Annotated in this window: 25 protein-coding genes; 2 read left to right on the forward strand and 23 right to left on the reverse strand. The window is 45.7% G+C overall.

Features of this window, described 5'->3' with window-relative positions; genetic code table 11:
* Positions 1-236 precede the first annotated feature (236 nt).
* Together L4D74_RS12145 and L4D74_RS12150 are read left to right on the forward strand one after the other, a co-directional pair.
* Positions 237-1,511: an outer membrane protein transport protein gene (locus L4D74_RS12145; protein ID WP_428752353.1), complete on the forward strand. Its 1,275-nt coding sequence runs from the start codon at positions 237-239 to the stop codon at positions 1,509-1,511.
* Positions 1,512-1,850: 339 nt separating this feature from the next.
* Positions 1,851-3,083 carry an outer membrane protein transport protein gene (locus L4D74_RS12150; RefSeq protein WP_428752354.1) on the forward strand — a complete coding sequence of 411 codons (1,233 nt, stop codon included), beginning with the start codon at positions 1,851-1,853 and terminating at the stop codon, positions 3,081-3,083.
* 128 nt (positions 3,084-3,211) lie between these two features.
* Here the strand turns inward: L4D74_RS12150 and L4D74_RS12155 are convergent, their stop codons facing one another.
* The 23 genes from L4D74_RS12155 to flhB form a co-directional block, all read right to left on the reverse strand.
* Positions 3,212-4,147, reverse strand: coding sequence for an MlaA family lipoprotein (locus L4D74_RS12155; protein ID WP_428752355.1), 936 nt, complete (start codon positions 4,145-4,147; stop codon positions 3,212-3,214).
* A gap of 278 nt (positions 4,148-4,425) precedes the next feature.
* Entirely contained in the window at positions 4,426-5,655 is a 1,230-nt protein-coding gene (gene ccmI / locus L4D74_RS12160) for a c-type cytochrome biogenesis protein CcmI (protein ID WP_428752356.1), read from the reverse strand.
* Positions 5,655-6,137 (reverse strand): cytochrome c-type biogenesis protein, encoded by a 483-nt coding sequence (locus tag L4D74_RS12165; RefSeq protein WP_428752357.1) that lies wholly within the window; start codon positions 6,135-6,137, stop codon positions 5,655-5,657. Before L4D74_RS12165 ends, ccmI begins: the two co-directional genes overlap by 1 nt.
* Positions 6,134-6,688: a DsbE family thiol:disulfide interchange protein gene (locus L4D74_RS12170; RefSeq protein WP_428752358.1), complete on the reverse strand. Its 555-nt coding sequence runs from the start codon at positions 6,686-6,688 to the stop codon at positions 6,134-6,136. Before L4D74_RS12170 ends, L4D74_RS12165 begins: the two co-directional genes overlap by 4 nt.
* A complete protein-coding gene (locus L4D74_RS12175) occupies positions 6,688-8,649 on the reverse strand; it encodes a heme lyase CcmF/NrfE family subunit (protein ID WP_428752359.1) in 1,962 nt (653 codons plus the stop codon). Before L4D74_RS12175 ends, L4D74_RS12170 begins: the two co-directional genes overlap by 1 nt.
* Positions 8,646-9,131 carry a cytochrome c maturation protein CcmE gene (ccmE, locus tag L4D74_RS12180; protein WP_428752360.1) on the reverse strand — a complete coding sequence of 162 codons (486 nt, stop codon included), beginning with the start codon at positions 9,129-9,131 and terminating at the stop codon, positions 8,646-8,648. The genes L4D74_RS12175 and ccmE overlap by 4 nt, the downstream gene beginning before the upstream one ends.
* Entirely contained in the window at positions 9,128-9,334 is a 207-nt protein-coding gene (gene ccmD, locus L4D74_RS12185) for a heme exporter protein CcmD (protein ID WP_428752361.1), read from the reverse strand. Before ccmD ends, ccmE begins: the two co-directional genes overlap by 4 nt.
* 4 nt (positions 9,335-9,338) lie before the next feature.
* The gene (locus tag L4D74_RS12190; protein WP_428752362.1) at positions 9,339-10,091 is read right to left on the reverse strand and encodes a heme ABC transporter permease; all 753 of its coding nucleotides are present in this window, start codon (positions 10,089-10,091) and stop codon (positions 9,339-9,341) included.
* Between the two features lie 87 nt (positions 10,092-10,178).
* Entirely contained in the window at positions 10,179-10,847 is a 669-nt protein-coding gene (gene ccmB, locus L4D74_RS12195) for a heme exporter protein CcmB (protein WP_265676154.1), read from the reverse strand.
* 1 nt (position 10,848) lies between these two features.
* Positions 10,849-11,466, reverse strand: coding sequence for a cytochrome c biogenesis heme-transporting ATPase CcmA (gene ccmA, locus L4D74_RS12200; protein WP_428752363.1), 618 nt, complete (start codon positions 11,464-11,466; stop codon positions 10,849-10,851).
* Positions 11,467-11,753: 287 nt separating this feature from the next.
* A complete protein-coding gene (locus L4D74_RS12205) occupies positions 11,754-12,257 on the reverse strand; it encodes a DUF2802 domain-containing protein (protein ID WP_428752364.1) in 504 nt (167 codons plus the stop codon).
* Positions 12,257-12,751 carry a chemotaxis protein CheW gene (locus tag L4D74_RS12210; protein WP_250616867.1) on the reverse strand — a complete coding sequence of 165 codons (495 nt, stop codon included), beginning with the start codon at positions 12,749-12,751 and terminating at the stop codon, positions 12,257-12,259. Before L4D74_RS12210 ends, L4D74_RS12205 begins: the two co-directional genes overlap by 1 nt.
* 55 nt (positions 12,752-12,806) lie before the next feature.
* Positions 12,807-13,997, reverse strand: a complete 1,191-nt coding sequence (locus tag L4D74_RS12215) for a chemotaxis protein CheW (protein WP_428752365.1) — start codon at positions 13,995-13,997, stop codon at positions 12,807-12,809.
* A complete protein-coding gene (locus tag L4D74_RS12220; RefSeq protein WP_428752366.1) occupies positions 13,984-14,766 on the reverse strand; it encodes a ParA family protein in 783 nt (260 codons plus the stop codon). The genes L4D74_RS12215 and L4D74_RS12220 overlap by 14 nt, the downstream gene beginning before the upstream one ends.
* 1 nt (position 14,767) lies before the next feature.
* On the reverse strand, positions 14,768-15,949 hold the full coding sequence (locus tag L4D74_RS12225; protein WP_428752367.1) for a protein-glutamate methylesterase/protein-glutamine glutaminase: 1,182 nt from the start codon (positions 15,947-15,949) through the stop codon (positions 14,768-14,770).
* 11 nt (positions 15,950-15,960) lie between these two features.
* Positions 15,961-18,222: a chemotaxis protein CheW gene (locus tag L4D74_RS12230; protein ID WP_428752368.1), complete on the reverse strand. Its 2,262-nt coding sequence runs from the start codon at positions 18,220-18,222 to the stop codon at positions 15,961-15,963.
* 9 nt (positions 18,223-18,231) lie between these two features.
* Complete coding sequence (locus L4D74_RS12235) at positions 18,232-18,948, reverse strand: protein phosphatase CheZ (protein WP_428752369.1); 717 nt, start codon at positions 18,946-18,948, stop codon at positions 18,232-18,234.
* A 31-nt stretch (positions 18,949-18,979) separates the two neighbouring features.
* Positions 18,980-19,348, reverse strand: coding sequence for a chemotaxis response regulator CheY (gene cheY / locus L4D74_RS12240; RefSeq protein ID WP_096995504.1), 369 nt, complete (start codon positions 19,346-19,348; stop codon positions 18,980-18,982).
* A gap of 45 nt (positions 19,349-19,393) precedes the next feature.
* Entirely contained in the window at positions 19,394-20,128 is a 735-nt protein-coding gene (locus L4D74_RS12245; RefSeq protein ID WP_428752370.1) for an RNA polymerase sigma factor FliA, read from the reverse strand.
* On the reverse strand, positions 20,121-21,008 hold the full coding sequence (locus L4D74_RS12250; RefSeq protein WP_265676165.1) for a MinD/ParA family protein: 888 nt from the start codon (positions 21,006-21,008) through the stop codon (positions 20,121-20,123). Before L4D74_RS12250 ends, L4D74_RS12245 begins: the two co-directional genes overlap by 8 nt.
* A 12-nt stretch (positions 21,009-21,020) precedes the next feature.
* On the reverse strand, positions 21,021-22,634 hold the full coding sequence (flhF, locus tag L4D74_RS12255) for a flagellar biosynthesis GTPase FlhF (protein WP_428752371.1): 1,614 nt from the start codon (positions 22,632-22,634) through the stop codon (positions 21,021-21,023).
* Positions 22,635-22,725: 91 nt separating this feature from the next.
* On the reverse strand, positions 22,726-24,825 hold the full coding sequence (gene flhA / locus L4D74_RS12260; RefSeq protein WP_428752372.1) for a flagellar biosynthesis protein FlhA: 2,100 nt from the start codon (positions 24,823-24,825) through the stop codon (positions 22,726-22,728).
* Positions 24,826-24,959: 134 nt separating this feature from the next.
* Positions 24,960-26,090, reverse strand: a complete 1,131-nt coding sequence (flhB, locus tag L4D74_RS12265; protein ID WP_428752373.1) for a flagellar biosynthesis protein FlhB — start codon at positions 26,088-26,090, stop codon at positions 24,960-24,962.
* Between the last annotated feature and the right edge of the window lie 64 nt (positions 26,091-26,154).

Below are 26,154 nucleotides of genomic sequence, written 5' to 3' on the forward strand. Positions count from 1 at the left end.
TTTTTTTGCGAGTTAATTCCCACTAAACCATGCAACTTTCTAGAGTACAAACTCTAAATATAAGCATTTTCGATGCATTTCATGCCAGATACACATCATTTATATACTTTTTAGCCATTTTTCCTTACTGGTCTGATTTCTATTACCTATACTAGCGATTAGGATCAGCCCCAGAATTGAGTATTAACTCAATTCAATAACGCCCATAGAGGCGATTACATAAAGGATGTATATAAATGACAACTTCGCGTCTGTATAAAAAAACGCTCTTAGCAGTGGCCGTGTCATCGCTCACGCTTGCTTCACACCAAGTAGCAGCTGCTGGCTTCCAACTTAATGCTCAATCTGCAACCGGTCTAGGCCGTGCTTTTGCTGGTGATGCGGTTATTGCTGATAATGCTTCAGTAATGGCTCGTAACTCAGCGGCTATGGCGCTGTTTGACTCGCACCAATTTTCTGGTGGTGTGAACTATATTAAGACTAGTATTGATATTAAAGATATTAGCTATGAACCAACTGGCGGGGCACTTCCACCAACCGCAGTTGCAAACGCTAACAACAGTAGTGGAACACCTGTACCAAACATCTATTACATTCATAGACTAAATGAACAATGGGCGCTCGGTGCTGGCATTTATTCTAACTTTGGAACTAACAACAACTTTGATGATAGTTTTGGGGCGGGTTCTTCACCGATTCCAGGCACTGCACCTGACGCTACGGTGTTCGGCGGTACAACTGAAATTGCTAGCATTAACTACGCCATAAGTGCCTCTTATCGCGTAAATGACCAATGGAGTGTTGGTGGCGGTATAGATATCATCCAAGGCAGCGGTAAATTAATAAGAAAAACGGGACTAAGTGCCCCTGCTGATACTGCACTAGATATTGATGCTAGCGGCGTTGGTGTTGGGTTTAATTTAGGCACTGTATATGAACTGAATGAAAATAATCGATTTGGCTTTTCGTACCATTACAGCCCTGAAATTGAAGCGAAAGGTGATGTATTTTACGCAAAGGACCTAACCGCAGACAGCATAAAATTGCCACTACCAAGCATGGCTGAGTTTTCTGGTTACCACCGAATTCAGGATACAAAATTTGCTGTTCACTATAGTCTTCAATGGATTGGCTGGAGTGCATTCGACAAAATCGTAACGAACAATAACGTAACTGTAAAAGATTACGAGTGGAAAGATGGTTACCATGCTGCCCTCGGCGGTACATATTACTTAAATGATGCATGGACACTACGTGCTGGTTATATGTATGACACGGCAGCTCAAGATAAGCTTACTTCAATTTCTGTGCCTGATTCAGATCGCCAATGGTTATCAGCAGGTTTCGGTTACCACTTTAAAAAACATCACGTAGTTGACTTTGGTATCACTTACCTAATGGGTAAAGATGTTTCCGTCGAAGAAACTCTAGTTGAAGGGACTACACAGCTAACAGCAACTACCCAAGCTAACGCTATCCTAGCAGGTATCCAATACAGCTACAGCTTCTAATCCGCTACTAAGTTAACCATTCAACGTTAACAAGCTAGCAACAGAAAGGGTCGGTACTTCCGACCCTTTTTCATAACTGAACATCTCACCACATCCTTTAATAGCAACTCTGTCGGCTATTATTTTCACGCCAACTGGTCATACCTTTTCTTCATAATATCTTACAAGTGTACGCTGAGATTTTGAAACAAGCCCTTAACAACCAGAATATTCATCATGAATATATTAGATTTTCAATATATAACTTCAAAAAGTGTATTTTGACGATAAATGTGTTTTAAAGCATTTACTCTAAAAATACAATCGCCGCTCAAAATAGAAAACATTGAGCGAACAATAATGACAATTTCAACACGTACTCCCCTTTCCATCGCAGTGGTTCTAGGTTTACTTTCTTCAACTCAAGCTACTGCTGCGGGTTTCCAACTAGCGGAATACTCAGCAACAGGTCTTGGACGCGCATACGCTGGTGAAGCAGCCATGGCAGATAATGCCAGTGCACAATGGCGCAACCCAGCCATGTTGACGTACCTAGAAGGCACTCAGATTTCTGGTGGCGTGTTGTATGTTGAGCCGAATATTGACGTGAAAGGAACGGCTGGAAACACATACACTGAAGCAAAGGACATAGCTCACAGTGCGCCTGTACCTAACCTCTATGTTTCACATCAGATAAACGACAAGTACTTTGCAGGTCTAGCGCTAAGTTCTAACTATGGAATGGAAACGGAGCTAGACAAAGGTTTTACCGCAACACAATACGGTAATCAAGCGAAGGTGATGACGGTTGAAGCTGTGGCCAATATTGGCTATAAAATTAACGACCAGTTTAGCCTCGGTGGCGGTGTTCGCTTTGTAACTGGAGAAGGTCATTTTGGCGCGACCGTACCCGGTACAACGACCAACTTAAAATACATGGAAGGAACAGATAGCTCATGGGGTTACGTTCTTGGTGGTGCGTGGCAAATTAACGACTCAAACCGTATAGGGTTTGCCTACAAATCAGAAGTTATGATGGACTTTGATGGTCACGGTGAAGGTATGGGGTTTGAATTAGAACTACCCGGCTTTACTGGTAAACAACCAGGTAAGCTAAGTATTGCACTTCCAGCTACCGCCGAAATCGCCTCATTTCATCAGCTAACACCTAAGTGGGCAATGCACACCAGCATCAACTGGACTCAATGGAGCAGTTTCGACAAGCTCACTGCAGAATTTGATAACGGACAAGTGTCAGACATCAAAGAAGAAAACTGGAAAGACAACTTTAGGTTTGCTTTAGGTACCACCTATAGCCTAAATAAAAAGTTATCGCTTCGCGCAGGGGCTGCTTACGATATGTCAGCTGTCGATGATAAAAACCGTACCACAACTATTCCAGAAACCGATCGTACTTGGTTAAGTGCAGGTGCTAGTTACGCGTTCACCAGTCAATTCACATTGGACGGCGGCTTAACCTATATTATGGCTCGCACCGCTCCAATTAAGGAATCTGGAACACTTTACCCATTCGAAGGCGAGATGTCTGGTGATGTTTGGATCGCAGGTATCCAAGCGAACTACCGCTTCTAATCTCTTCGCGTTATAGGAAAGTGAATAGCTCAGAAGAGACGGTCTAACTAATACTGGAACTCGCTATTTTCACTTACTTCTAAAAGCAAACGCCACTTTAATAGTGGCGTTTTTTACTTTCATCGACCCTATTCGAAATCTTCTAAGTAGTCATCAATATACGCTTCTTGCTCTTCATCAACCTCTTCGTCAGCGACTTCAGCGTTATAATCCTGACGCTGAATATAGATATCGCGAGTCAAGGAATATGGATCTGGCGACTGCTCTAATGTTGCCTCTTGTGACACTAACAGCGCACGCTTCTCCATTCCTTCTAATGCCCACTTACCAAAGCTCGCCCAGAAATTAAGATACGAGATAGGCGGATAAAAACCATCGACGGTATCAGCAAACGAACGTACCGTGGTTGGTCCATAACCTGGCACCATAATATAAGGACCATGGCCTACTCCATAGTGGCCTATTGCATCACCAAACTCTTTTTTACTGCGCTTTTCAATTCCGGCCGCTGATGCGATATCAATAAAGCCCAGTAAACCTAAGGTACTGTTAATCCAAAAACGATTAAAGTGATCAAGCGCTTTGCCCCCATTACCCATAACCGCATTGTTAACCGCACTAAAAGGTTCATCAAGGTTCGCAAGAAAATTACGTACGCCAAGACGCACCGGATCTGGCGTATAATTCACATAGGCAAGCGAGACAGGGCGCACAAAGTAAGGGTCAAGATAATCGTAGTTGATATCCCACATGACACGGTTAAACCCTTCAATAGGATCATAGACGTCGGAATCCGCCTCTGGCTCACTGACCACTGCACCGGAGTCCGAATCTTGGTCGGCTACAGCTATTATTTCAGGTGAGTCAATAGTTTCGGGCGAGACGATAGTTTCAGGCTGGGCAGTATCACTGCGCTCTGATGGTGGGGTATTTTGTATTGTCGTTTCTTCAACGCTTGCGGATTGCTCCGCTTCACTAGGTGCACTGCTGCAACCCGCCAGAAATACGCTAGAAACAAAAACGGCAAAAAGTGTCAGCTTTTTGCCGGTTAATGCTGATTGCATAACCTCTTCCATAAGACGTTGCAACCTGAGCTATTTTGTTTTTTTATTCTATAACCATATGATTTATAGAAGAACTGCTCTAGATTGCCACTGTTACCACTTTGAATGAGTATACATCCTAGTATACGAGCATTCTAGGTTTAGTGACAACCAAGATGCAATTTCATAACAATCACTCCACAAATTTCGACGCTTATTCAGTATTTTTGAAACAAGACGCCCATTGCTGATTCGTGTTGCTACTTATTAGTACCATTACTTACTAGCACTACTGCTTACTAGTACTGCTGGTCAATGTTCACCTCAATCGTCTCACCCAGCTTGCCCGGCTGGCTTTCGCCATACCAGTCACCTTCACGGGTTGAAACATTGCCGTCACTATCAATACGAGCACGAATCATCAAGCCATCAAGGTCTGATAATTTGCGCCCTTCCATCATACTGTCTTTATCGTCTAATACGACTGTACGTGGGAAAGTACCAACTGGGTAACGTGCAGCAGCAACTGGCATCGGTGCCCCGTCTGCCGTGTGCGCAGAAACAATCAAGAACGAGGTTGGTTTCGCCTTCATTTCAGGTGAAACCGAAATGCTCACTGCAACCGAGTTATCACTAACCTGACCCATTTTCTTACTAGACTCGCCAAGACGAGCTTCGGCACTCTCAATGCTTCGCGTTAACATTTCGTAGCGGCTATCATCTGGGCCAATTAAGCGTTGCATAATGCCCCAATACCTTGCGGCACCCGCGAAATCTTCACGCTCAAATGCATCAAATGCTAACAAAGAAAACACGCGCAAATCGACATAGTCTTCTTTAATCAAACCCGTCAATAAGCCACGAGCTCGATTTTGGTCCATCTCATCTTGCGACATCATCAACGCTTGCGCAAAACCAAGCTGTACATCGGTATTACTCGGCTCTAAACGGTAGGCATTTTCCATCGCATCTGTTGCCGTTGTCACGTCGCGATTCGCAAGCGCAATACGTCCAAGCAGTAACCAACCCGTTGAATCTTCAGGCTGATAATGAAGGCGAGTACGAAGTGCGAGGGTGAGATCCTGCATTTCGTCTTCCGTCATAGGCTCCGCCGATCCTGCCATTAACTTTTTCGATAACTCAGGTAAGTTAGCCGAGACTTCTTGCCAATCCTTCACTTTATCGGTGGCGCCAAACTTGACGTACATGCCATAGCTTAAGCCAACAATCAAAATAACAGACGGAATGAACACGGCCATTGGAGACACGTGACTTTGCGCCTGTTTCTCCTGCTTAGGAATGTCATCAAGCAACGACTGCTTAAGATCAGAAACCAAATCTTGTTGGTTTTCAACCAAGCCTTCTTCAGCTTCTACCGCTAGCTCTGATAAACGATCTTTGTACAGTGCTTTATTGAGGTCATCTCGCAACTGTTCATCGATGTTGGCTTTTTTACTTCGCAATGGAATTGCTAACATTAAGCAAGCAACAATGACTAATGCGATAGTCGATATCCAAAATAGCGTCATTATTGTTTGTCCTCAGTCTTTTTTTCGTCCAGCAAGGCGTTGAGTTCCGCTTCTTTTTCTTCGCTCCACTCAACTTCAGGTTGCTCAACCTTCGCTTTGGTTTTTCTACTTCTTAAGAAAATCATACCAAAACCAATTAACACCACAGACAAGGGACCAGCCCATAAAATGGCCGTACCTAGTGTAAATGGCGGGTTATAAGTAACGAAATTACCGTAACGAGCAATCATGTAATCAACTATCTCTGACTTTGATTTGCCTTCTTTTGTCATCTCGTACACTTTTTGACGCAAGTCCTGAGCCAACTCTGCGTTAGAGTCGCCAATGGTGTTGTTCTGACATTTTGGACAACGTAGCGTATTGCTCAGTTCTTTAAACTGTAGCTCTTGCTCCATTGAGTCGAATTCATGAATCTCAATCGTTGCGTGAACTGAAAAAGCCAAGATCAACGCAGACATGCCAGCGATTAACCACTTTTTCATTGTTTCGCCTCCTGAAGCATCTCTTGATACATCGGCTGAAGTTTTTCACTCCAGTTGCGCGCGTTCACATCACCAACATGACGATAGCGAATCACACCGTCCGCATCAATGAGGAAGGTTTCTGGAGCGCCGTAAACACCTAGGTCTAAACCAAGCATGCCATCTCCATCAAACAAGCTGATTAAGTAAGGGTTACCTAACTCTTCTAGCCATTGCACCGCTTTATTACGCTGATCTTTATAATTCAGACCAATAATCTTAACGCCATCAGCAGCGAGTTCGTTGAGATATTGATGCTCAGCGTAACAAGTTGGACACCACGTCGCCCACACGTTAAGAAGCAGAGGTTCACCTTTAAAGATGGACTGGTCATAGAGTTTGCCCGGCTCAACTAAGTCTTCCAAGCGAAACTCTGGTACTTGCTTACCTAAAAGTACTGACTCTAGCTTCGTTGGATCATCACCAGCTGAGTTGCGGCCCAATTGAACCGCGAAAACAGTCACTAAGATCAAGAAGAACACCAAAGGAATAAAGAGAATCTTCTTATTCATTACGCAGCCTCCTCTTGCGTACCCGGCTTACGGAAGCGGTATCGCTTATCACTAATGGCTAATATTCCACCAATAGACATAAATATCGCGCCTAACCAAATCCAACGAACAAACGGTTTGTGGTAAATACGGATAGCCCAAGAGCGACCGTCATCTAACTGTTCACCCATGGCAATGTAGAGATCACGAGTAACGCCGCGATCAATGGCCGCTTCCGTCATCATCGATTTTGCCGTGCGGTAGAAACGCTTTTCAGCATGCAGCGTATTAACGTAGTTACCATCTTTGGTAATTTCGAAATCAGCAATATAGCCGTCGTAGTTAGGGCCGTCGTGGTCACGTAAGCCTTTAAAGTAGAAGTCATAATCATTGATCTGGTAATGCTCACCCGGCGCTAGACGTACATCACGTTCAACACTGTAGTTTTGCACCATAGCAATACCTATCACCGTCACCGCAAGACCTAAGTGACCCATGATCATCGCCCAGTGGCTGCGAGGCAGTTTCTTCACCCCTTCGACGAAGCTATGACGGTGAGTCGCTCGCTGGTACAGCTCAAAGCCGTGCATGGTAATGATCCACATCGCCATCACCCAACCAAGGAACGCAAGACCGGTGAAGAATTCAGCCAGTAATACCACCATCAATGCCGAGAATGCTAAAGAAATCACGCCCGAGATGATCATCGGTTTAACCAGCTTGGACAAGTTGTCACGCTTCCAACGAACCAAAGGACCAATACCCAATAGGAACGCAAATGGCACCATCAACCAAGTAAACAACATGTTGAAGAATGGCGCGCCAATCGACACGGACCCCAAACCAATTTGTTTATGAACCAATGGTAGTAGCGTACCAATTAGTACCACCACTAACGCGGCAATCAATAGAATGTTATTGCCAAGTAACGCATTTTCACGAGATACCAAGTCAAAGTTACCACGCACACGAACAGATGCGCCTTTTAACGCAAACAGCAGTAATGAGCCGCCAATAACAAAGACGAGGAAGCCAAGAATAAACATGCCTCGTGATGGGTCGGAAGCAAAGGCATGCACCGAAACCAAAATACCAGAACGAACTAAGAAGGTACCCAGCAGACTCAATGAGAATGCAGAGATTGCCAGTAATACAGTCCAAGCTTTAAATGTGCCACGTTTTTCAGTCACCGCTAATGAGTGCATTAACGCCGTACCTGCCAACCAAGGCATAAATGATGCATTCTCTACTGGATCCCAGAACCACCAGCCACCCCAGCCAAGCTCATAGTAAGCCCACCATGAACCTAGTGCGATACCAAGCGTTAGGAAAACCCACGCAGCGGTTGTCCAAGGACGAGACCAACGCGCCCATGCTGTATCTAAGCGACCCGTCATTAATGACGCAATAGCAAAAGAAAACGCAACAGAGAAACCCACATAACCCATATAAAGCATTGGCGGGTGGATAATCAAGCCTGGATCTTGGAGTAATGGGTTTAAGTCACGACCGTCTACAGGGAAGAACGGTAAAGTACGTAAGAACGGATTCGACGTTACGATAATGAACAGCAAGAAGCCGACAGTAATCATACCCATCACGGCCAATACGCGAGCGACGGACTCTTGTGGCATACCACGACTAAACGTCGCAACCGCAACCGTCCATCCTGCTTGGATCAATACCCAAAGTAGTAGTGAGCCTTCATGTGCCCCCCAAACCGCGGTTAACCGGTAGTACCAAGGCAACATGGTGTTAGAGTTGCTTGCCACGTAAGTAAGCGTAAAGTCGTTACTGTAAAACGCCCATAATAAAATGGCGAAAGACATGAGTAGCATTAGGAACATCCCCCAAGACAGCGGTCTTGCGGTGTTCATCAGCATGGTGCTGTTTCGTGAGGCGCCGATTAGCGGCAAGATACTGAGCAGAACCGAAAGGCTCAGCGACAGTATCAGGGCAAAATGCCCAATTTCAGCAATCATTGACCGCTTCCTTGTTTTTGTTCAGGAGAGTATTCAAGTGGAGCGTGTGTCTTTTTCATCGCTTCGGCAACTTCAGGTGGCATGTATTCTTCATCATGCTTTGCAAGCACCTCAAACGCTTCGATCGTGGTCGTATCTACAAGTACGCCTTGCGCGACAATGCCCTGACCTTCTCGGAACAAATCAGGCAAAATGCCATCATAAACGACCGTGACTTTTGGGCCGACATCAGCAAGATCAAAGCTTACACGGAGTGATTCGTTATCACGTCTAACCGAGCCTTCAACTACCATGCCACCAATGCGTAATCGCTGACCCACTTCTGGCTTGGAGCCATCTGGTTTGCCATTAACGAGTTCTGTTGGGGTATAGAACAGATCCATATTCTGGTTTAACGCATAAAGAATGAGTCCCACGGTAGCACTAATACCAATAAAAATAGCCAAGATGATGCCAAGCCTTTTCTTGCGCCTAGGGGTCATAATGTATTCTCCATATTCTTCGCCGCGTCGATACGCGATTGTCGATCCACTTTGGCTTGCACCTCTTTGAGAAGCGTCTTACCACGAGACAAACTGGTTAAAAGCAAGATAATAAGTGATAGAAAAGTAATGCCGAATGCGCTCCAAACGTAGCCTGCATATCCGCCCATCGCGAAAAAATCGCTGATTGAATCAAAATGCATGGTGTTAACCTCTTGATTTAAGCTGATGGTTGGCAAGTGCGATCACCCATGGGCGGTGACCTTCTTTGCTGATAATTTCATTTCGAAGTCGAATTAAAGTCAACGTACCAAAAAAGAACGCAAACCCAAAAATGTTCAATAATAGTGGCCATAGCATGTCACTAGAAATCGACGGCTTAGCAAATTTGGTAATGGATGCCCCTTGGTGCAGCGTGTTCCACCATTCAACAGAGAAGTGAATAATTGGCAGATTCACGACACCAACAATGGCTAAGATACCTGCGGCTTTCGCGGCTGTTTTTTGATCATCAAAAGCGTGGTAAAGCGCGATAACACCAAGGTAAAGGAAAAGTAGAATAAGCTCTGACGTAAGACGAGCATCCCACACCCACCATGCTCCCCACATTGGTTTACCCCAAACCGCTCCGGTCAACAGTGCAATAAAGGTAAACACCGCACCAATCGGCGCCATCGCGAGTGCTGCCATGCTGGATAATTTCACTTGCCACACTAAGCCAATAAACGCCGCGATTGCCATCGACATGTAGACACCCATAGACCAAATGGCCGAAGGCACATGAATATAAATGATCCTAAAACTGTCGCCTTGTTGGTAGTCCGATGGTGCAAAAGCAAGCCCCCAAACAGTACCAACCGATAAGCACACTAACGCGAGTGTGGCAAACCACGGTAATAAACGACCACATAATTGATAGGTGGTTTCAGATTTGGCATAAGGATGAAGCCATTTCCACATATTGTTTCTCACTCTTTAAAACGACATTACCGACATCACTTCTACGTGGCGACGCCTGTGTGATAGTTATTATATTCCAGTGGTGCTCTAGTTAACGCTCACTCTCAATGCCGCGCTTATGGCGAATGGTGTTAACGTCATCGCACCCGCTAGCATCGCAGCAAGTAGCGCAAGTTGACCATTATACGCAACACCTAGTGATGCCGCATCAATCGCCGAGGTAGCAAATATTAGAATAGGGATATAAAGTGGTAACACGAGTAAACTTAACAGTACACCACCTTTTTGCAGTCCAACGGTGAGAGCAACACCAATGGCGCCAATAAAGCTCAATGTGGGCGTACCCACTAACAAGGTCAATACCACCGCTAACCACGTGTCAAAGTCCAACGACAATAAAATAGACAACAGCGGACTTATTAATATAAGCGGCAAGCCCGTAAGTAACCAGTGCGCAACTATTTTTGCCATCACCACCAAAGGTAGTGGGATGGGCATCAGCATCATCTGCTCTAATGCCCCATCTTGAAAGTCGTCTTTAAACAGGCGCTCTAATGATAGCAACGCGGCAAGTAATGCGGCCACCCACACAATCCCTGCGGCAATGCGCGCTAAGAGATTCGGTTCAGGTCCAATACTCAGCGGAAACAAGGTAATAACGATAATAAAAAACCATAACGGGTTGAAAATATCGGCCTGACGTCGGAAAGCAATCAGCAGCTCTCGACGGACAATTTTCATCGTAGAAGCCAGCATACTACTCTCCAAGCTTAATTTTCTTAAGTTTAGGGTTGTCATTAAACATGTCTTGGTGAGTCGTTAGCATGACAATTCCGCCCTTATTCGCATGCGCTAAAAACAAATCTTCCAATACCTTAACACCTTGCTTATCAATCGCGGTTAATGGTTCATCCAAGATCCATAGTGGTTGTTCACTCAACCACAAACGCGCTAGCGCCACTCGACGCTGTTGTCCAGCAGAGAGCTGCGCAACAGGGACATCTTCCCTACCAGCAAGCCCCACCTGCATTAACGCATGGAATATTTGATCCGGTGTCGTAGTAGGAGCGTGAATTGACTGATAAAACTTCAGGTTTTCAAAGGCGGTTAACTCTCGTTTAACACCGGTTTGATGCCCAAGAAACAATAGGTCTTGGTGATACTCTTCTCGGTTTGATTCGATGGTTTCACCATTCCAGCGAATTTCACCGTCTTCTCGATCACCTAATCCCGCCACTATACGCATTAAGGTCGTTTTTCCGGTTCCATTTCGACCTTCAATTTGCACTAGGTCTCCGGTTTGTAACGAAAATGATAAATTTTCGAACAATACGCGCTCATCTCGAATCGCGGTTAAATTTATGACTTCTAACATTCGTTTTTAGGCTGGGACGACAAGGCCTTCATCTTACCATAGCTGTATTGTGACAATAGGATAATGATCAAACTCGCTTCACGAAACTTAAGCTCAAACACTAAAGCTCTGTTATTTCTACCCTTAACTACCACCAAAGAGGTATAGTCATTTATCTCTTCCATCAAACTGACAAATAGAATAGCAGACCATATCTTAACTACGAATGTGAAAACGTAAGAATTTATTAAGAATATAAAAAGAAATGAACAAGTGTATCTCTTTAAAATTAATACACTTGTTAACAATTAGCGTGAGCGTTTAGGAGGTTGGTAACCCATCATTTGAGATCGAGTCGGTTGGGCTCTAGGCTTGTTAAGTGGCGGGACTTTTTCCTTTCCTGCAATCTTATTTTGCAGTGACATCATTAGTTCGGCTTCCGCTTTAGGAAGTTCGCACTCTTCAATCAGCTCATTAATATCAGCGCCAAGTTTGACCATTTTATTCGCACGAGTATACAAGCGCCCGTCGCTATCAATATTTTCTAACTCGACAACACGTTCGGTCAAATGACGAATAATATCTTCTTGCTCGGAAATCTTTTGTCCCAACCCAACCAGTACAGAACGCACTTCTAACAGTTGTTTATTGCATTTATCCAGCTCTTTATCAGCATGGCGGATCTGCTGACGGCTGGTGTTTTTATGCAAGCTCAACTGACGATGCAACTTCACTAACCAGACAAGGGTAACGACAAAAGCCACCACCCCTACCCAAAGTAGAGGTGATTGAAATGGGAAAGACTCAAGCATTATAGATAAGCCATATCATCCCACTCATCTTCAGAGAGCAGCTTGTTCAAGTCAACGAGGATGAGCAGCTTACCTTCACGATTGCTTACACCTTGGATGAACTTAGCACTTTCATCGGTGCCAACACTTGGTGTGGTATCAATTTCTGAAGAACGCAAGTACACCACTTCCGCGACGCTATCGACAAGAATACCAATAACCTGACGCTCAGATTCGATAACAATAATACGAGTATTGTCGGTGATTTCACCTTGCATTAGACCAAATCTGGCACGGGTATCAATCACAGTAACAACGTTGCCACGTAAATTAATAATACCCAATACGTAATCTGGCGCGCCAGGAACAGGCGCAATCTCTGTATAACGAAGTACTTCACGTACCTGCATTACATTGATGCCATACGTTTCTTCTTCTAACTGAAAGGTTACCCACTGCAACACTTCATCGTTAGCTTGATCTTTTCTTAGTTCTACATCCATCGTCTGAGACATAATTTTCCTCTCAATATGTAAACTGCGGCGTTCACCGCAATTGCATCAATTCTTGTTATTGTACTGAATTAACATCTAATCCAGCATTTAGCATTCCAATTAGTTCCGACACATGAACTAGCGCACACATTTGCTCTTTCACCATGCCGGCTAACCAAGGACGCTTACCTGATTGTTCTCGCCACCTTACCGCTTCTGGTCGCAGTTGTTCGGTGCCTTTAAGCTCTGTCGATGCCAAGCCCCAATTGCTTTCACCTAACATAACAATGTACTCGTAGTTTGATTTGTACTCATCGTCAGTTAGAACATCGGGCATTACCCACTTTGCAGTATCCACGACATCGACCTGACTCTCTCGACTCGACTGTAAGCCGAGATACCAAGTAGGGCGACCAATTAAGTGACTTAACTCAGCCATTTTATGAATACCACCTAGCTCATCGAGTGGCACCGCAAACGTCATACCGTTAACAGCAAAATACAACACTTGGAAATTTTCACTACGTTCAGTGCTTTGCCAAGCCGTTGCGTCTCCCCCACCAAAATTGGCTTGATGAGTTTCAACCGCATGGTCTACCGAGACATTTTGTTCTGGCTCAGAAACCGCCAGATCCCTGTCACTTTCACTAGTGACAGCATCGACATCACTTGTCGAATCAGCCACATGGTCTGTTTCTGGCAGTGCCCAGTGTTGAATTTCTGGCTCTGGCTGTATTAATTCAGGCTGTATAAGCGCTGCTTGCTCTAGCTCTGGCTGCGCTTGCTCTGGCTGCAATAAAGGCTGAAGCACTTCAGGTGTATCGACTTCTGCCTGCGAACGCATACCATCAAACAGCTTTTCGAGTTGCTGCAAGTTAGGCGGTTCATCATAATCAACATCACGTCCATAATGAACGGAAGGTTCAATATGCATGCTCGATTGAGCCTGCCACTCCATTCTGTCTATTGCTGCCACTTCAACGCAGGTTTCTTCTTTGGCGCTATCGAAATGCAAAGTATCAAGCGCATTTGCCTGACGCTCAGTTGAATCTGTACCAGCATGGCACTCGGTTGAATCCACGCTCGGTTCTGAATCGGCCGTGTTGTCAGTACACGCTATTTCACCAGAAGCGTTCTCGCTTGAACTCATGTCACTTGGAGTATTGCATTCACTCTCGTCTTCAGAAAAGTCACCTATTCCAAGTAACGAGTTAAAGTAATCATCAAGCGCTTGTTCACTGGATAGAGGCGCTTCATCCATTGCCATCAATCGCTAGCCTCTCTAAATAGATAAGTAGTTGTTTGTAAGCAAACACACCACGGCTGCCAGAAGCAAAATGCGATGCTGGCAAATGCTTAAGACTGGCGTCTCGAAACTTGGTATCAATGGGGACGGCTGAACTCCAGACTTGGTCCGGGTAGTCTTGCTTTAATTGTGTCAACGTCTGCAGTGAGGCGCGTGTTCGCTTATCATACATGGTTGGTACAATGGTCACTTTAAACGGGCGCTGACGAGACTTTTGCATGATCGCCAAGGTTCTGACCATTCTTTCTAGCCCTTTCATCGCTAAAAATTCAGTTTGAACCGGAATCAAAATTCGATCGCTCGCAGCCAACGCATTCACCATCATGACACCAAGGATCGGAGGGCAATCTATTAATACATAGTCATAGTGATCGCGTAACGTCAGCAGGGCTCGCTTAAGAATTAATCCCATGCCACTGCGATTACCCATCACTCTATCAAGGGTTGCGAGCGACATGTGTGCAGGAATGACATCGATATTGTCGATATTCGTTTCGTGAACCAGTGCTTTTACGCGCGTCTCGGTAAATTCCTTTAACTGGAACAAGTCGAATAGACTACGAGGTAGTGTATCTGAGTCCATCCCTAAGTACGTGGTAAGCGAAGCATGTGGGTCGGTATCAATCAACAACACTCGATGACCTTTTTGAGCAAGTAAGCCCGCTAACGTCACCGTACTGGTTGTTTTGCCAACGCCACCTTTTTGGTTAGCAACACTCCATACAATCATGTTACTGCCTCTTTAGCTCAACAAGAATACGTTCAGCCACTCGCTCTAATGGCAGGTTTTCTGTTGAAATCCCCGCTTTAGCTACAGCTTGAGGCATACCATAAACCACACAACTTTCTTCATCTTGTGCCCACACGGTAGAACCAGCATTTTTTAACATACGCGCACCCTCACGACCATCAGCGCCCATGCCAGTTAAAATAACCGACAACACCTTATCGTGATAAATCTTAGCGGCAGAGCCAAATGTCACGTCTACACACGGCTTATAATTCATCCGTTCACCACCATCAATAATGCGTAATTTGGCACTTGATGGGCGCCCTTCTAGCATCATTTGCATGCCGCCAGGCGCAAGGTATGCAACACCGGGTTGGAGTATATCGCCGTCTGCTGCTTCTTTTACCGTGATTTGGCACAACGAATTGAGCCTTGCTGCGAATGCTGCAGTAAAAGTTGCCGGCATGTGTTGAACCAACAAAATAGGATGCGGATAGTTTCTAGGAAACTGCGTTAAAATCCGTTGCAACGCGACTGGCCCACCTGTTGAGGTGCCAATAGCCGTCAGTTGATACGCCTTACCCGACGCACGAAAGCGCGACTGCAGAGGTGCTTGAGCAGAAGTGCTGCTTGTTCTAGCTATTGCCGAGTCAGCAGGCTTATTTGATGCCATACGAGCGGAAGTATTCAGCGATGACGCACCTAACGTGCTAGGAGCCGCAGATGTAGAGCTTGGTAGCACTCTTGGCGTACGCGAAACCAGTGGTGTGCGACGCATCATAGTACGGCGACTAGCAATCTGCTGCACACGTTGTTGCAACAACGCGACCGCTTCATCTTTATTTCGCGCGATGTCTTCGAACTTCTTCGGTAGAAAATCTAACGCTCCCGCCTCTAATGCATCTAACGTCGCTTTCGCACCATCATGCGTCAGCGATGAAAACATTAATATGGGCGTCGGCTGTTTCGCCATGATTTCACGCACTGCTGAAATGCCATCCATAACTGGCATTTCAATGTCCATAGTAATAACGTCTGGCTTGAGAGAAAGCGCCTTTTCAAGCGCTTCTTTGCCATTGACCGCCACATCGATCACTTCTAATCGGGGGGCGGCATTGATAATATCACTGACTCGACGACGGAAAAAACTTGAATCGTCTACTACTAAAACTTTGATCGACATAGATTTCCTTATCAGATACGCGATGCAGCGGCGTACTGTTTAAGTAAATCAGGCACGTCCAAAATTAAAGCAATATGGCCATCACTGGTAATCGTTGCGCCCGCCATACCAGGCGTACCCTGCAATAGCTTATCAAGCGGTTTAATCACCACTTCTTCTTGACCAATGAGTGTATCGACGACAAAGCCGACACGTTGACTACCGATTTGAACAATCACCACATGGCCATGGCCTTTGCGCTGTTCCGCGCGACCCGCATGGGAAGCTAACCAGTTCTGTAAATAGAATAATGGAATCGATTTATCACGAACAATTATCGTCAATTGCCCATCGACGACGTTAGTGCGACTTAAATCAAGGTGGAAGATTTCATTAACGCTAGCAAGCGGCAGCGCAAATGGGTTACCGCCAACGCCTACCATCAAGGTGGGTAGAATCGCTAAAGTCAGCGGCACTTTGATGGTAATTTTAGTCCCAGTACCGAGTTCTGAATCAATATCAATAGAGCCATTTAGGGTGTTAATCGCGGTTTTTACCACATCCATCCCTACACCACGGCCAGAGATATCTGAGATTTTTTCTTTACTCGAGAAGCCCGGCATGAAAATCAGATTAAAGCATTCTTTGTTGGTCAGACGCGAAGCCGCATCTTCATCCATCATGCCACGTTTAACCGCAATTGCTCGCAGCTTATCCGGATCCATACCACCGCCATCATCGACGATAGCCAGTTCAATATGGTCACCTTCTTGCGACGCAGACAAGGTAACGGTACCTGTGCGTGATTTGCCCGACTGCTCGCGCACATCTGGCATTTCAATCCCGTGGTCAACCGAATTCCGAACTAAGTGAATCAGCGGATCCGCTAACGCTTCCACTAAATTCTTATCCAAGTCCGTCTCTTCACCTTGCATGACCAAAACAATGTCTTTATTTAGGCTACGTGCAAGATCTCGAATAACGCGAGGAAAACGTCCAAAGACCTTTTTAATCGGCTGCATGCGCGTTTTCATTACCGCACCTTGCAAGTCAGCTGTCACGACATCAAGGTTAGAGACTGCTTTTGACATCTCTTCATCATTGCTATTGAGGCCAAGACTCACCAGTCGGTTTCGAACCAACACCAACTCGCCGACCATATTCATGATGGTATCGAGTGTGGACGTGTCCACGCGCACACTGGCTTCTGCCTGCGGCTTTTTCACCGGCGTCGCTTTCGTTTCGCTATTTGCCGGCAGCTTCTTCTCTTGCATCGCTGGTGCAGAAACCGGAGCTGGATGAGATGCTGGAGCAATTGCGTTTTCAGTGCTGGCTGGAGCCGGTTCAGAGATAGAAGCATTTGGCTCTTGCAACACAGAAACCGGTTTCGTTGCGGCCTCTAGTTCTTCAGGTGAAGGTCCGTTGCCGACACCATGAAGTTCATCCAATAGCTTTTCAAACTCTTCGTCCGTCATCAAGTCACCACTGGAAGGCGACGGAGCAGGTGACGGTGTTGGCGCTGCGGTAGGCAAGACAGTAGGCTGTGCAGCGGCGTCACCTAATGATGGGCCTTTGCCGACACCATGAAGTTCATCCAACAGTTTTTCAAATTCATCATCGGTAATATCAGAGGAACTGGCGTTAGCCGCTTGCGACGTTTTATCTACCGAAGTAACCGTCGCCGAAACAGGCTGAGAAGCCACGCTTTTTTTCTGATTCGGCGCTGCACCTTTACCGTGTAGCTCATCTAAAAGACGTTCGAATTCATCTTGAGTAATATCATCGATTGAACCGCCTTGAGCATCAACCGACGTTGATTCAACAGCAGCAGGCTCACTAATAGACTCAACAATCGGCGCCACTGGCGCAGCGGGTTGAGGCACTTCGATAGGTTCGTTGCTGGTTGCCGGTGAACTAAGACGATGTAACTCTTCTAAAAGACCAGGGTCGGCAGGCGTGATAGATTCAGAATTTTGTACCGACTGAAACTGATGATTAATGGTATCCAGTGCTTTAAGCATGGTATCCATTAGATTTGCGTCAACACCTCTCTGGCCATTTCGCAAAATATCAAACACATTCTCCGCACCGTGGCACGTATCCACGAGTTCGGTCAACGCTAAAAACCCTGCACCACCTTTAACGGTATGAAAGCCTCTAAATATTGCATTGAGCAGATCTTTATCTTCAGGGTTATTCTCTAGCTCAACCAGTTGCTCAGACAACAGTTCAAGAATTTCACCCGCTTCCACTAGAAAGTCCTGAAGGATTTCTTCATCTAATTCGTAGCTCATAGTCCACCTCTAAAACCCAAGACTCGAAAGCAAATCATCGACTTCGTCTTGCGAGGAAACGGCATCCGTTCGCTCATGAGGGTTAATAATCGGTCCCTCAACGCCAACTGGTGCCTGCTTTGGTTTTGTAGTTATTGATTGTTGTTCGTCACTGAACACTTTCAAAATCTCCACAAGCCTTGTTTCCACTTCACTCACTAATGTGATAACTCGGCGTATGATTTGTCCAGTAAGGTCTTGAAAGTCCTGTGCCATGAGGATATTAGTTAGCTGCGTTCGAAGTTCAGTGCTATCGCCCTCAACCTGAGTCAGTAAGTCATCAATCCGGTGACACAAATCTTTAAATGTTTGTAGCTCAACACGTCCATGCATGAGTTCATTCCATTGAGGACGAACTTGTAGCAAGCACCCATGAAGGTTATCGGCCATTGGCAAGCAATGCTCAACCGCATCCATGGTCGTATTCGCTGAAACTTCGGTTTTATTAATCACGTACTCAAGACGATCGCGCGCTTCAGGAATTTCATCATTAGCTATCTCGTTCAATCGAGTATCAATGCTAAATTCGCTTAATGCGTCGTGTAGATCTCGCGTCAATGCTCCAACTTCTTGGAGCACCCGACTTTCACTACCGCCTTGGATCTTCATGACCAGCTCATCCGCTTCTTGCTGCTTTTGCTCCTCAAGGAGCACAACAAGTTGCTTAGCTTGTTCCAATGAAATCATTCTGAAATAGCCACTTTGCTATAGGAGCGCGTTATAAACGCTCAAAAATTTTGTCTAATTTTTCTTTTAATGTTGCAGCAGTAAATGGTTTAACAATGTAGCCATTTACGCCTGCTTGTGCCGCTTCAATGATCTGCTCGCGTTTTGCTTCGGCAGTAATCATTAGGACAGGTAAATGTTTTAACTCGTCATCTGCTCGAATATGGCGGAGAAGATCGATACCTTGCATGCCTGGCATATTCCAGTCAGTCACTACAAAGTCGAAATCGCCTTTTTTAAGCATAGGTAACGCTGTTAAACCATCATCAGCTTCAAGCGTATTGCTAAAGCCCAAGTCGCGTAGAAGGTTTTTGACAATACGTCGCATTGTTGAAAAGTCGTCAACAATAAGGATTTTCATGTTTTTATTCAAAATTGCCTCCACTGAAAGCAAGATCAGTGATTATTAATTATTATCAGTCCAAGCGCTGAGCTTGGTTCGAAGACGCTGCATCGTTTGACTAAGTATTTGGCTAACGCGCGATTCGCTGACGCCTAATACTTCTCCTATCTCCTTCAAATTCAACTCTTCGTCATAATACAGGGATAACGTTAAGGCTTCACGCTCAGGGAGCGTTTTTATCGATTCAATTAACGCTTCGCGGAATGCATCATCCGCGACGCCCTGAAATGGCGAATTGTCTTCATCGTCTGTTGCTACAGAAACAGAGTCCTCTGAAACGCCTAAATCTTCAATACCTACCAAACGAGAACAGCTTATATCTGTTAATGCACGATGATATTGTGTCAAACTCATGCCTAAATGCTGGGCAACCTCTGCATCCGTTGGCTCTCGATTAAGCTCAACTTCTAACAATGAGATCGCTTGCGAAATATCGCGACTGTTCTTGTGTACCGACCTAGGCACCCAATCACCGCGACGAATATCATCCAACATGGCACCACGTATACGGATTCCCGCATACGTTTCAAAACTCGCACCTTTACTACCATCGTAGTTTTTTTGTGCTTCAATCAAGCCGATCATGCCGGCCTGAATCAAATCTTCCACCAATACATTCGGCGGCAGTCGCCCAATTAAGTGGTGCGCAATTCGCTTCACTAATACTGAGTATTTCTCTAAGAAAGCTTGCTGACCGCTTAAATTGGCATGCTGGTCATAGGTCAAAGCTTTATTCACTAAATGGTTCCTCTAGTGCTGCAGGTCGATTTAGCAAGCGCTCGACGAAAAATTCCAAATGGCCACTTGGGACTTTAGGAATCGGCCATGTCAGCGCTTTGTTCGCTAAAGAGTTCAATGCTAACGCAGCAGGCGAGCGTGGAAACGCATCCACGACAATCTTTTGCCTTTTCACTGCTTGTCGCACTTTATCATCTAACGGGATACAAGCGACTAACTCAAGGCTCACATTGAGGAATCTCTCTGTGACTAGTGTCAATTTTGCGAATAATTCTCGGCCTTCTCGGTAGCTACGCACCATATTCGCCACAACTTTAAAGCGTTGAACCTGATGCTCTCGGCTCAGTAATTTGATCAGCGCATAGGCATCGGTAATGGACGTTGGTTCATCACAGACCACCACAACCACATCTTGCGCTGCACGAGAAAAGCTCACTACCATGTCAGAAATACCAGCGGCAGTATCGACCAGCAGGACATCCATCTCATCTTCTAGCGTACCAAACGCACGAATCAAGCCGATATGTTGCGCGTGGCTTAATTCTGTCATGCTTTGCGTGCCTGAGGTGGCAGGAATAATACGAATGCCGTGTGGACCTTCCACAATCGCATCTTGTAAATCGCATTCACCCGCTAGAACATGCCCTAAGTTTCTCTTAGCGCGAATTCCAAGCATTACGTCGACATTGGCCAGACCTAAGTCCGCATCCAAAACCATGACTTTTTTGCCCTGGCGAGCCATACAAATCGCAAGCCCAAGTGTTACGTTAGACTTGCCCACACCACCTTTACCACCAGTAACCGAAATTACCTTTGTGTACGTTGGCTGAGTCAAACGTCTCAGTCCACTTGCTTGGTCATGTATCATGTTATTTGTCATATTCGCTTGCACCTAAACCCCCTCCATATCGCTGTTCCAGAAGTGGGGTTCATTCTCTGTCGACTTCTCAAGTAATTCGTTCGCTTTAGCGACCATGTATTTTGGCTGAGCGATAACAATATCTTCAGGGACTCGTTGTCCATTGGCGATATACGTTACTGGCAGCGCATTTTGCACTACAACACTGATAAACTCTCCAAGGCTCAACGATTCATCGAGCTTGGTCATGATGCAACCCGAAAGTGGGATGCGTCTAAAGTGGTCCAGCGTTTCTTGTAACACTTGACGTTGTGCCGTAGCAGGCAACACCAAGTAACTATTAATGATTTCACCGCTCTCTTGCATCAGAGTATCTAACTGCTCTGAAAGGCGGACATCTCGCTGTCCCATACCTGCGGTATCAATTAAGACTAACCGTCTGTTTCTCAACTGATATAATACATCGGCCAGTTCTTCAGAATCTTTAGCAACTCTTACCGGACAACCCATAATTCTGCCATAAATGGACAATTGTTCATGAGCACCGATCCGGTAAGTATCCGTTGTGACAAGTGCAACATTGTCCGAACCGTATTCCATTGCCGCGCGAGCCGCTAACTTGGCTACCGTCGTGGTTTTTCCAACACCCGTCGGACCTAACAAAGCGACAATGCCACCTTGGCGTAAAATATCTTGCTTACTAATCACCACCTGATCAGAGACTAGCGCAAGCAATGCCTTCCAAGCTTTCTGTGGCGGAGTATCTTCAGGAATATAACAAGCAAGCTGGTCAGCCAGTTCCGGTGAAATCCCCATTCGCTCTAAACGCTTGATTAACATGGCTCGCAGAGGTTCTCTACGTTCGACTTCTTGCCACATCAGTCCAGAGACTTGGTGCTCTAATAAACGGCGAATAGAAGACATGTCTTCTTTCATCGACTCCAGTTCTTCACCAATTTTTCCGTCTCGCTTACTGCCTGACGAATAGTGACTTGAAGAAGTCTGATTCGATGATGAACGCTCTGACGAGGGTTGTCCCGATGAGAAGTGATTAGGCGTGTGACGTTGCATCGCAGCACGCGAGTCGGATTCTCGCTCACCATAAGCGCGCGCTGACGCCGAGTATGGTGCGCCTCGCTCCTCACCTGCTCTATCACGCACACCGTGCGATTCACGGCGATTGTCTTGAGTATATTGGTAACGGTCACTACTTTGGTAAGCCGAGCTCATCGAATTGCTTCGTTCAGACTGGCGTTCTAGTAGGGCTGACAACGAATCGGTAGGTTTCGCGGCTTGAGTTTGAGTGCTCACATCAGAACCACCGCGGTAGTTTTTCAACATATTAGCAAAGCGATCGCTAACCGAAGGCGTGCTTGTATTACCGCGTTGATTCAAGCTAACGTGATCATCTTTTAATTCACGCTCACCTGGATACCCAGATTGAGTCGACGGCGTCGGTGGTGATAATGCCTTGTTGCTCATTTGACGTGGCGCGGCTTGATTACCATCACCATCAATCGCGGCAACGATCTCAACGCCACCTGCCACTTTTTTATTTGACATGATGACCGCCTCTGCACCAAGTTCTTCTTTGACTTGTAGCAAGGCTTGTCGCATGTCTCTGGCAAAAAATCGTTTAATTTTCAACGGTCACATCCATTTTCAATACCGACGTCAGTGAATAGTAAATCACTATTCAAAGCGATTAAATACTATCGCTAATTATACTAACGACTCATTAATTCCCAACCGCCTGTACGATTCGTATTTGTTTTTCATCAGGGATTTCTTGGTAAGACAACACTCGTAAATTTGGAATCGTATTCTTTACAAATTTAGCTAACGTCGAACGAAGTACGCCCGATGTTAGTAATACGGCTGCCTCACCTTTTAATTCTTGTTCTTGGGTAGCTTGTGTTAACGACGCTTGTAATCGTTCGGCTAAGCCAGGCTCTATACCCGCTGACTCACCACCCGCCGCTTGCATGGTTTGATGCAATATTTGTTCCAATTCTGGGATCAAGGTAATAACCGGCAATTCTGGTTCTATACCATTGATCTCTTGGACAATTAGTCGTTTAAGGGCAATACGAACAGCGGCGGTCAATACGTCAGGTTCTTGACTCTTTGATGAATATTCAGCCAACGTCTGGACGATCGTACGAATATCTCGAATTGGAATCGCTTCATGCAGTAGATTTTGCAACACCTTAACCATGGTTCCCAACGGCAGTTGCTCCGGTACAAAGTCTTCAACCAACTTCGGAGCACTACGCCCTAGTAGTTCAAGTAAGTTCTGAACTTCTTCATGCCCTAGCAACTGCGCCGCGTTATTCGTCAGTAGTTGGCTCAAATGTGTGGCGAGCACTGTGGATGAATCTACAACGGTGTAGCCAAGCGCTTGAGCGTGCTCTTTCTGTGCTTCTTGTATCCAAACCGCTTCTAGACCAAACGCAGGGTCAATGGTTGGTTCGCCATCAATCAGCCCATAGACTTGACCTGGGTTAATCGCCAATTCTTGGTCTGGACGAATTTCCGCTTCACCTACCGCCACACCCATTAGCGTAATGCGGTAAGAGTTTGGGGTCAGCTCTAGGTTGTCTCTAATATGTACCGCAGGGATCAGGAAGCCAAAATCTTGGGAGAGCTTTTTACGCACCCCTTTAACGCGCTCAAGTAACTCACCCCCTTGGTCTCTATCGACGAGAGGAATCAAGCGGTAACCCACTTCGAGGCCGATGACGTCAACCGGATGTACGTCATCCCAAGACAATTCTTTTGGTGGCGCTGATGGGTCTTTGGGCTGCAATTCTGCTGGCAAGTTTTTCTGCTCTTCCGCTTTTTTCTGCTTTCGCGTCATCCAATATGCTCCGCCCCCAGCCATTGCAGCCAGTAACAAGAATGCAAAGTGCGGCATACCGGGCACAATACCCATTACCAGCATAATGCCAGAGGTAATCATGAGTGCTTTAGGATTATCAAACAGTTGGAAAACAACCTGTTGCCCCATGTCTTCGTCAGTATTTTGACGCGTCACCATAATTGCCGCGGCAATGGATAACAGCAGCGAAGGGATTTGGGCAACCAAACCATCACCGATGGTCAACAGCGTATAAATTTCTAGTGCTTCACCGAACCCTAGTGAGTGCTGCATCATACCAATGCTAAGACCACCAACGATATTGAGAAACAGAATAAGAATACCGGCGATGGCATCCCCTTTTACAAACTTCGAGGCACCATCCATCGAACCGTAAAAATCCGCTTCTTTGGTCACTTCAAAGCGACGAGTGCGCGCTTGGTCTTGATCAATGAGTCCGGCGTTTAAATCCGCATCAATCGCCATTTGTTTGCCGGGCAACGCATCCAAGGTAAAACGCGCACTCACCTCGGAGATACGACCCGCACCTTTGGTTACTACCATAAAGTTGATGATCATTAAGATCATAAACACCACGAGACCTACCGCGTAGTTACCACCAATAACCACGTTACCAAAGGCTTCAATAACATTACCTGCCGCGCCGCTACCTTCGTGACCATAAAGCAATACCACTCGAGTTGAGGCAACGTTAAGTGCCAAACGCAACAATGTCGCAATCAGTAGTACAGTCGGAAACGCGGCAAAATCCAATGGACGACGGGTATAGACAGACACCAACAACACAACCATCGCCAAGGCAATATTGAAGGTAAAAAAGAGATCGAGAAGCAGCGCAGGGATGGGCAATATTATCATTGCCAGTGCAGCGAGAACCATAATAGGCGCGCCAACAGCAGGTAAAGCCCGATTAGGAATCGTCGGGAGTTTGTTGGCAAATGGTAAGGTCAATTTCATTACAACTACATCACTGCGGGTGGCACATAGCGCGCCATAATTAAATACTAAACCTGTATTATGCAAGAAACATACCTATAGGCAGTCAAGTTTTTGACAGTCTATAGGTATGCTACTGAGCAGGAAGACATCCATTAATAACGCATATCTTTTGGAATCGTGATCTGATCATTTTGCAATGTCGGGCGCTGCCCGCCTTTTTTACGGTATTGCTTTAATTGATACACGTAAGCAAGAATCTGCGCCACGGCGGCAAATAAGCTATCTGGGATCTCTTGTTCTAATTCTGACGTATGATAAAGAGCGCGAGCAAGAGGTGGTGATGGCACAATATAAATATTATGTTCACGGGCAACTTCACGAATTTTCAAGGCCATATGATCAATACCCTTTGCCACTACAATTGGGGCTTTATCCTGACCCTGTTTATATCGTAGTGCTACCGAGAAGTGTTCTGGGTTGGTAATAATAACGTCTGCCTCTGGGACTTCCGCCATCATTCTTCGTTGTGCCGCTTCGCGCTGAAGCATACGAATTCGGCCTTTAACTTCCGGTTTACCTTCGGTATCTTTGAACTCATCTTTGACTTCTTGCTTAGTCATTTTGAGTTGCTCGGCATGCTGCCAAATTTGAAACGGAACGTCTATCGCCACCACAATCAATAACGTGGTACTGATCAGCAATATAAAGTTGAGTAGGATATCCAACGCGTGGAAAATGTTTTGTGGAAAGACCTCTACACTCAGTTGAAATAAGTCAGCACGTGATGCGTTAACTAAATAAAAGGCCATCCCTGCGACAAGTGACACTTTAAGAATGGATTTAATCAGTTCAACCCAACTTTGCATGCCGACCATGCGCTTTAGACCGCTGAGTGGATTCATTTTAGACAGTTTTGGCATCGCAGCTTCTGCCGAAAAGCTAATACCACCGACACCAGCCGCCCCCACTAATGCAGCAAGAAACAAGACAAACAAAATCAGAATTAACGGCAGAACGAGCCCGGATAACACGCCCATGATGATGTCGAATAACACCGTGTGATCGTAAATTTCTTCCCGCGACAGGGTGAAAAATCGACTCATGGTATTAAAAAGTGCTTTAGCTAGCCCTTCACCAAACATCATCAGTGACAGAGCGCCCACCATCAGCACTGATACTGACGCCAGCTCTTTCGATCTCGCAACCTGACCTTTTTCACGCGCCTGCTTTAACCGCTGGGGCGTGGCGTCTTCTGTGCGTTCTTGTCCATCTGACTCAGCCAAGTCTGCCCCCTGAAGTCATAAGCACGTTCATATCCATAGCAAAGCACAAAATGATAGTGCGTAA

The organism is Vibrio cionasavignyae (assembly GCF_050337155.1).
Classification (GTDB): domain Bacteria; phylum Pseudomonadota; class Gammaproteobacteria; order Enterobacterales; family Vibrionaceae; genus Vibrio; species Vibrio nomapromontoriensis.